Source organism: Lentzea miocenica, assembly GCF_033949945.1.
GTDB lineage: Bacteria > Actinomycetota > Actinomycetes > Mycobacteriales > Pseudonocardiaceae > Lentzea > Lentzea miocenica.
The window spans coordinates 21129-27694 of the sequence record NZ_JAXAVW010000062.1; the positions used below are offsets into that span (position 1 = coordinate 21129).

The window sequence follows — 6566 nt, forward strand, 5'->3', positions numbered from 1 at the left end:
CAGTGAACGCATGATCGAGATCAAGACCCGCGGCCAGCTGGAGGCGATGCGCGCCTCCGGCCTGGTCGTCGCGCGCGCCCTCAAGAACGTGGTGGACGCGGTCAAGCCCGGTGTGTCCACTTGGGACCTCGACGAGATCGCCGAGCAGACCATCAGGGACGCCGGCGCCATCCCGTCGTTCAAGGGCTACCACGGTTTCCCGGCGAGCATCTGCGCGTCGGTGAACGAGCAGATCGTCCACGGGATTCCCAGCCGCAAGCAGGTGCTGGCCGAGGGCGACCTGATCTCGATCGACTGCGGTGCGATCCTCGACGACTGGCACGGCGACTCGGCGGTCACCGTCGGCGTCGGCGAGCTGTCGCCCGCGGACCACAGGCTGTCCGAGGCGACCCGGCTGTCGATGCTCGCGGGCATCGAGGCCGCTGTGCCCGGCGGGCGGCTCACGGACATCTCGTTCGCCATCGAGTCCTCGGCCATCGAGTCGGGCGAGCGCGACGGCATCGAGTACGGGATCGTCGCGGACTACGGCGGCCACGGCATCGGGTCCAAGATGCACATGGACCCGTTCCTGCCGAACTACGGCAAGCCCGGCAAGGGGCCGAAGCTCAAGGTCGGCATGGCCATCGCGATCGAGCCGATGCTGACGCTCGGCACGGACGACTCCCAGGAGCTGGAGGACGGCTGGACCGTCATCACGCTCGACGGCACCCGTGCCGCGCACTGGGAGCACAGCGTCGCGATCACCGAGGACGGTCCATGGGTGCTCACCGCACCCGAGGAAGACTGAGCCTCAAAAGCACTGCGCCCCAACGTTTTCTGGACATAGCCCCGTTCGCCCTGCGGTGAACGGGGCTATTTCGTTTGTCACGGCCGATACGGTCGAGGTGACGAACGAGTCCAATGCTTGGGGGCATTGTGGGGGTAACCCGTTTCGTCCTGTCCGCGCTTCTGATCTCCACCACGGGCTGTGCTGCCTCTAAGCCGGCCACCGACTTCACCTACCAGGACGTGCCGGCGACGAGAATCGCCGATCAGCTCTTCCTGGCCGACACCATCGCGGCGGTCGAACAGTGCGAACCGCCGTTCTCCGACCTCAACGTCCACCGTCCCAACTTCGTCAGCCCGCCGCCTCCGGTCGACGGTGGCTGCGGGGGTCGAACGCGGGCAGCCGTGCCCTGGGAGTACATCGACGCCGTGAGCCGCATCACGGCACTGCACGACACGATCGTCCGCGAGTGGGAGGTTCGGCTCCAGTCGGGTCCGGAAGCCGCGGAGACGCGGTCCACCGGCGCGACACTGCTGAACTGCCTCGACCGCGTCGGGTTCACCCAGCGCGGGCCGGGGGACCCGAGTCCGGAGAGCTACGGCGTCGGGTCAGGCGACCGCGCGCTCAACAACGCAGCTCAGAGGTGTTCTGACGAGACCGGGTACGGCACCAGGATCGCGGCGCAGCGGCTGCGCGTCCTCAGATCGGTGCTGGGCACGCACGAGTCGGAGATCAACAGCATCGCGAAGCTCCGGCCGGTGCTGGAGCGGGCCGCGCAGCCCGACAGCGGGCCAGATCGGACCCGATTTGGGTTGACGGAGTGAACTGCGTACACTTGTCAGGTGGCGCATCCGTCGCGCCGGTTCAGTCATGCCCTCGCAGGTGAGATCGAACCGGGCTGGCGCGCGTCCAAAGGTTATTACCACCGTCACGAAACGCGGAGGACATGGGCAAGAAGGACGGGGCCATTGAGGTCGAGGGCCGCGTAGTCGAGCCGCTCCCCAACGCGATGTTCAGGGTCGAGTTGGAGAACGGTCACAAGGTGCTCGCGCACATCAGCGGCAAGATGCGACAGCACTACATCCGCATCCTCCCTGAGGACCGGGTTGTCGTGGAGCTCTCGCCCTACGACCTGTCCCGCGGGCGCATCGTCTACCGCTACAAGTGACCTCCAATAGCAGGAGATCTCAGGCGTGAAGGTTCAGCCGAGCGTCAAGAAGATCTGCGACAAGTGCAAGGTGATCCGCCGTCACGGCCGGGTCATGGTGATCTGCGAGAACCTGCGCCACAAGCAGCGCCAGGGCTGAGCAGCTCCACCACGCGCCCGTCGAGATCTTCGATGACGCAGTAACGAGAAGCCTCCTCGTACCTGCCGCACGCAGGGCTACCAGCGTGCGGACACCCCCGGATTCCAGGCCGGGGCCGGGACACCGGCTGTGAGAGCAGCCGGAACGACACACAGCGAGTCAGTCACCGGAACTGGACGAGGAGCAGACCTGGAAGTAATCGACAGGAGTTAACCGCCACATGGCACGACTCGCTGGCGTCGACCTCCCCCGCGAAAAGCGGATGGAGATCGCGCTCACCTACATCTTCGGCATCGGTCGTACGCGCTCCAAGGAGCTGCTCGCCGCCACGGAGATCTCCCCGGACCTCCGGGTGAAGGATCTGACGGACGACGACCTCGCCAAGCTGCGGGACCACATCGAGACGAACTACAAGGTCGAGGGTGACCTTCGCCGTGAGGTCGCGGCCGACATCCGTCGCAAGATGGAGATCGGTTGCTACGAAGGTCTTCGGCACCGTCGTGGCCTGCCCGTTCGCGGACAGCGCACCAAGACGAACGCCCGTACCCGCAAGGGTCCGAAGAAGACCGTGGCCGGCAAGAAGAAGGCCGGCAAGAAGTAAGACCTCGGGTCTGTTGTCCTCAACTTAGGAGTTCGTTTTGCCACCCAAGTCCCGCACGGGCGCCGGGGTCAAGAAAGTCCGGCGCAAGGAAAAGAAGAACGTCTCGCACGGCCAGGCGCACATCAAGAGCACGTTCAACAACACCATCGTGTCCATCACGGACCCGCTGGGCAACGTGATCAGCTGGGCGTCCGCAGGCCACGTGGGCTTCAAGGGCTCGCGCAAGTCGACGCCGTTCGCGGCGCAGATGGCTGCCGAGAACGCCGCCCGCAAGGCTGCCGAGCACGGCATGCGCAAGGTGGACGTGTTCGTCAAGGGACCCGGCTCCGGCCGTGAGACCGCGATCCGTTCGCTGCAGGCCGCCGGTCTCGAGGTCGGCACCATCCAGGACGTGACCCCGCAGCCCCACAACGGCTGCCGCCCGCCCAAGCGGCGCCGGGTCTGAGGCACGGGGAGGAGTAAGAACTAATGGCTCGTTACACGGGACCTGCGACGCGTATCTCGCGCCGCCTGAAGGTCGACCTCGTTGGTGGGGACCAGGCGTTCGAGCGCCGTCCGTACCCGCCCGGCCAGCACGGCCGTGGCCGGGTCAAGGAGTCCGAGTACCTGCTGCAGCTCCAGGAGAAGCAGAAGGCTCGCTACACCTACGGCGTCCTCGAGAAGCAGTTCGTCCGCTACTACAAGGAAGCGGTTCGTCGCCCCGGCAAGACCGGCGAGAACCTGCTCCAGATCCTCGAGGCTCGCCTCGACAACGTGGTGTACCGCGCGGGCCTCGCCCGCACGCGTCGCCAGGCTCGTCAGCTGGTTGCTCACGGTCACTTCCTGGTCAACGGCCACAAGGTGAACATCCCGAGCTACCAGGTGTCGAAGTTCGACATCATCGACGTGAAGCCGAAGTCCATGCCGACGCTGCCCTTCGAGGCTGCGCGCGCGTCCTTCGGTGACCGCCCGATTCCCGCTTGGCTGCAGGTCGTCTCCTCGAACCTGCGCATCCTCGTGCACCAGCTGCCCGAGCGCGCGCAGATCGACACGCCTGTCACCGAGCAGCTCATCGTCGAGCTCTACTCGAAGTGATCCTCTCCGAGCGGCTGTCCCTTGTGGACAGTCGCTCGGGTCGGGTCCCGCATCGGCGCGAAGGGTGTGCCGAGTGCGTTTGCCGGTCCTCGTGGCTGGCTGTTGTTGACGGCGTCAAATAGCGGGCGTCGTTGTAGGAAGGAAGAACCCAGTGCTGATTTCCCAGCGCCCCTCGCTCGGCGAGGAAGCGGTCTCCGAGACCCGTTCCCGGTTCGTCATCGAACCGCTGGAGCCGGGCTTCGGTTACACGCTCGGCAACTCGATCCGCCGCACGCTGCTCTCGTCGATCCCCGGTGCTGCTGTCACGAGCATCCGCATCGACGGCGTGCTGCACGAGTTCACCACGGTTCCCGGGGTGAAGGAGGACGTCACCGACGTCATCCTGAACCTCAAGGAGCTCGTCGTCTCGTCCGAAGAGGACGAGCCGGTGACCATGTACCTGCGCAAGCAGGGCCCCGGTGTGGTGACCGCGGGCGACATCGTGCCTCCGGCCGGTGTCACCGTGCACAACCCCGACCTGCACATCGCGACCCTGAACGGCAAGGGCAAGCTGGAGATCGAGCTCGTCGTCGAGCGCGGTCGCGGCTACGTTCCGGCCGTCCAGAACAAGCAGGCTGGTGCCGAGATCGGCCGCATTCCCGTTGACTCGATCTACTCGCCGGTTCTCAAGGTGACGTACAAGGTCGAGGCAACGCGTGTCGAGCAGCGCACGGACTTCGACAAGCTGATCCTCGACGTGGAGACCAAGCCCTCGATCACTCCGAGGGACGCGGTTGCCTCCGCGGGTAAGACCCTGGTTGAGCTGTTCGGCCTCGCTCGCGAGCTGAACATCGACGCCGAGGGCATCGAGATCGGCCCGTCGCCGGCCGAGGCTGACACCATCGCCGCGTTCGCGATGCCTATTGAGGATCTGGACCTCACGGTCCGTTCCTACAACTGCTTGAAGCGGGAAGGCATCCACACCGTCGGCGAGCTCGTGTCGCGCAGCGAGGCGGACCTGCTGGACATCCGCAACTTCGGTGCGAAGTCGATCGACGAGGTCAAGATGAAGCTCGTCGGCCTCGGCCTCGCGCTCAAGGACTCGCCTCCTGGGTTCGACCCGTCCGCCGCCGCCGCCGACTACCACTCCGGCGACGCCGGTTGGGGTGCAGGCAGCGGTCTGGACCCTCACGACGACGGTCAGGACTACGCGGAGACCGAGCAGCTCTGACGCTCTGATTCAGAGCTAGAGGATCTCTTTTAGTAACTACAGGAGCAAGCGATGCCCACCCCTACCAAGGGCCCCCGGCTCGGTGGGTCTCCGGCGCACGAGCGGCTGCTGCTCGCCAACCTGGCGACGGCGCTGTTCCAGCACGGCCGGATCAAGACCACTGAGGCCAAGGCGAAGCGGCTGCGTCCGTACGCCGAGAAGATCATCTCCAAGGCCAAGGCCGGCGACCTGCACAACCGTCGCGAGATCATGAAGGTGATCCGCGACAAGGACGTCGTGCACAAGCTGATCGCCGAGATCGGTCCGTTCTTCAGCGACCGTTCCGGTGGCTACACCCGCATCACCAAGACGCTGGCGCGCAAGGGCGACAACGCCCCCATGGCCATCATCGAGCTGGTGCAGCAGAAGCTCGTCTCCACGGAGGCCGAGGCTGCGCGCAAGACCAAGTTCGCCAAGGACGAGAAGCCGGCTGCCGCTGAGGCTCCGGTCGTCGAGGCTGACGAGACCAAGGCCGAGGACGCTGTCGAGGTTGACGGCGAGCCGACCGCTGAGGCCGTTGAGGCCGAAGAGGCCAAGGACGAGGCTGCTGAGGCGTCTGACAAGGACAAGTCCTGAGCAGTACGTCTGCTGACGAGCCCGTCGTTCCCGGTTCCGGGGGCGGCGGGCTCGTTCGTGTGCGGTTGGACCTGGGGTATGACGGGACCGAGTTCTCCGGGTGGGCTCGGCAGCCCTCACGGCGGACTGTTTGTGGCGTTCTCGAGGACACCTTGTCGATGGTGTTGCGCGAGGACGTCGTGCTGACGGTGGCTGGGCGGACCGATGCCGGTGTGCACGCCTCCGGGCAGGTCGCTCACGTCGATTTGCCGTCCACTGTGGATGTCGCAGGGCTGCCTCGTCGGCTGGCCCGGGCGTTGCCCACGGATGTACGGGTGTTTTCTGCGCGTGTTGTGCCTGTCGCCTTTGATGCTCGGTTTTCTGCGTTGCGGCGGCACTACGAGTACCGGGTTACGGATGCTGATTCTGGGGCGCATCCGTTGCGGCGGTTGGACACTCTTGCTTGGCCGCGTCCTCTGGACGTTTCGGCGATGAACGTTGCTGCTGAGTTGTTGTTGGGGGAGCACGATTTTTGTGCTTTTTGCAAGCGGCGGGACGGGGCTACGACCATCCGGGAGTTGCAGCGGCTTAAGCTGGTGCGGTCTTCGGTGGATGGGGTGATCACGGCGTTCGTGTCGGCGGATGCGTTCTGCCACTCGATGGTTCGGTCGCTGATCGGGGCGTTGCTGGCTGTTGGGGAGGGGCGGAAGCCTGTTGGGTGGCCTTCGTCGTTGTTGGCGTTGACGGGGCGGGCCAGTGGGGTGGCCGTGGCTCCGGCTCATGGGTTGTGTTTGGTTCGGGTGGATTTTCCTGGGGATGGGGAGCTGGGGGCTCGGGCTGAGGCGACTCGGCGGGTTCGGACGTTGTCTTCCTGATTGGCCTGTGGGTGGCTTGTGGTTGCGTTGCCTGGGGTGGGTTGCGTTTTAGGGATTTCGGGGCTCCGCCCCGGACCCCGCCAATCTGATCAAAGACCAGCCCCACGCCACACGCGGGTTGATGGCACGCCTGTTGCGT

General features: G+C 65.6%; 10 protein-coding genes. All 10 read left to right on the plus strand.

Features of this window, described 5'->3' with window-relative positions; all coding sequences use genetic code 11:
- The first annotated feature begins 10 nt into the window (after positions 1 to 10).
- The 10 genes from map (at position 11) to truA (ending at position 6427) form a co-directional block, all read left to right on the plus strand.
- Entirely contained in the window at positions 11 to 787 is a 777-nt protein-coding gene (map, locus tag SK803_RS44645) for a type I methionyl aminopeptidase (RefSeq protein WP_319972331.1), read from the plus strand.
- A 128-nt stretch (positions 788 to 915) separates the two neighbouring features.
- Positions 916 to 1590 carry a hypothetical protein gene (locus SK803_RS44650; protein ID WP_319972332.1) on the plus strand — a complete coding sequence of 225 codons (675 nt, stop codon included), beginning with the start codon at positions 916 to 918 and terminating at the stop codon, positions 1588 to 1590.
- 122 nt (positions 1591 to 1712) lie between these two features.
- On the plus strand, positions 1713 to 1934 hold the full coding sequence (infA, locus tag SK803_RS44655; protein WP_005166804.1) for a translation initiation factor IF-1: 222 nt from the start codon (positions 1713 to 1715) through the stop codon (positions 1932 to 1934).
- 25 nt (positions 1935 to 1959) lie between these two features.
- The gene (gene rpmJ, locus SK803_RS44660; RefSeq protein ID WP_010148647.1) at positions 1960 to 2073 is read left to right on the plus strand and encodes a 50S ribosomal protein L36; all 114 of its coding nucleotides are present in this window, start codon (positions 1960 to 1962) and stop codon (positions 2071 to 2073) included.
- Positions 2074 to 2293: 220 nt separating this feature from the next.
- Positions 2294 to 2674, plus strand: a complete 381-nt coding sequence (gene rpsM / locus SK803_RS44665; RefSeq protein WP_045309821.1) for a 30S ribosomal protein S13 — start codon at positions 2294 to 2296, stop codon at positions 2672 to 2674.
- Positions 2675 to 2711: 37 nt separating this feature from the next.
- Entirely contained in the window at positions 2712 to 3119 is a 408-nt protein-coding gene (rpsK, locus tag SK803_RS44670) for a 30S ribosomal protein S11 (protein ID WP_015105236.1), read from the plus strand.
- A gap of 23 nt (positions 3120 to 3142) precedes the next feature.
- Positions 3143 to 3748, plus strand: a complete 606-nt coding sequence (gene rpsD / locus SK803_RS44675; RefSeq protein WP_319972333.1) for a 30S ribosomal protein S4 — start codon at positions 3143 to 3145, stop codon at positions 3746 to 3748.
- A 151-nt stretch (positions 3749 to 3899) separates the two neighbouring features.
- Positions 3900 to 4958 carry a DNA-directed RNA polymerase subunit alpha gene (locus SK803_RS44680; RefSeq protein WP_319972334.1) on the plus strand — a complete coding sequence of 353 codons (1059 nt, stop codon included), beginning with the start codon at positions 3900 to 3902 and terminating at the stop codon, positions 4956 to 4958.
- Positions 4959 to 5009: 51 nt separating this feature from the next.
- A complete protein-coding gene (gene rplQ, locus SK803_RS44685; protein ID WP_319972335.1) occupies positions 5010 to 5573 on the plus strand; it encodes a 50S ribosomal protein L17 in 564 nt (187 codons plus the stop codon).
- Positions 5574 to 5632: 59 nt separating this feature from the next.
- A complete protein-coding gene (gene truA, locus SK803_RS44690; RefSeq protein ID WP_319972336.1) occupies positions 5633 to 6427 on the plus strand; it encodes a tRNA pseudouridine(38-40) synthase TruA in 795 nt (264 codons plus the stop codon).
- Positions 6428 to 6566 lie beyond the last annotated feature (139 nt).

Excerpts from the sequence above, each read along its gene's own strand:
- infA (WP_005166804.1), top strand. The coding sequence starts at position 1,713 with ATGGGCAAGAAGGACGGGGCCATTGAGGTCGAGGGCCGCGTAGTCGAG.
- rplQ (WP_319972335.1), top strand. The coding sequence starts at position 5,010 with ATGCCCACCCCTACCAAGGGCCCCCGGCTCGGTGGGTCTCCGGCGCAC.
- rpsD (WP_319972333.1), top strand. The coding sequence starts at position 3,143 with ATGGCTCGTTACACGGGACCTGCGACGCGTATCTCGCGCCGCCTGAAG.
- rpsM (WP_045309821.1), top strand. The coding sequence starts at position 2,294 with ATGGCACGACTCGCTGGCGTCGACCTCCCCCGCGAAAAGCGGATGGAG.
- map (WP_319972331.1), top strand. The coding sequence starts at position 11 with ATGATCGAGATCAAGACCCGCGGCCAGCTGGAGGCGATGCGCGCCTCC.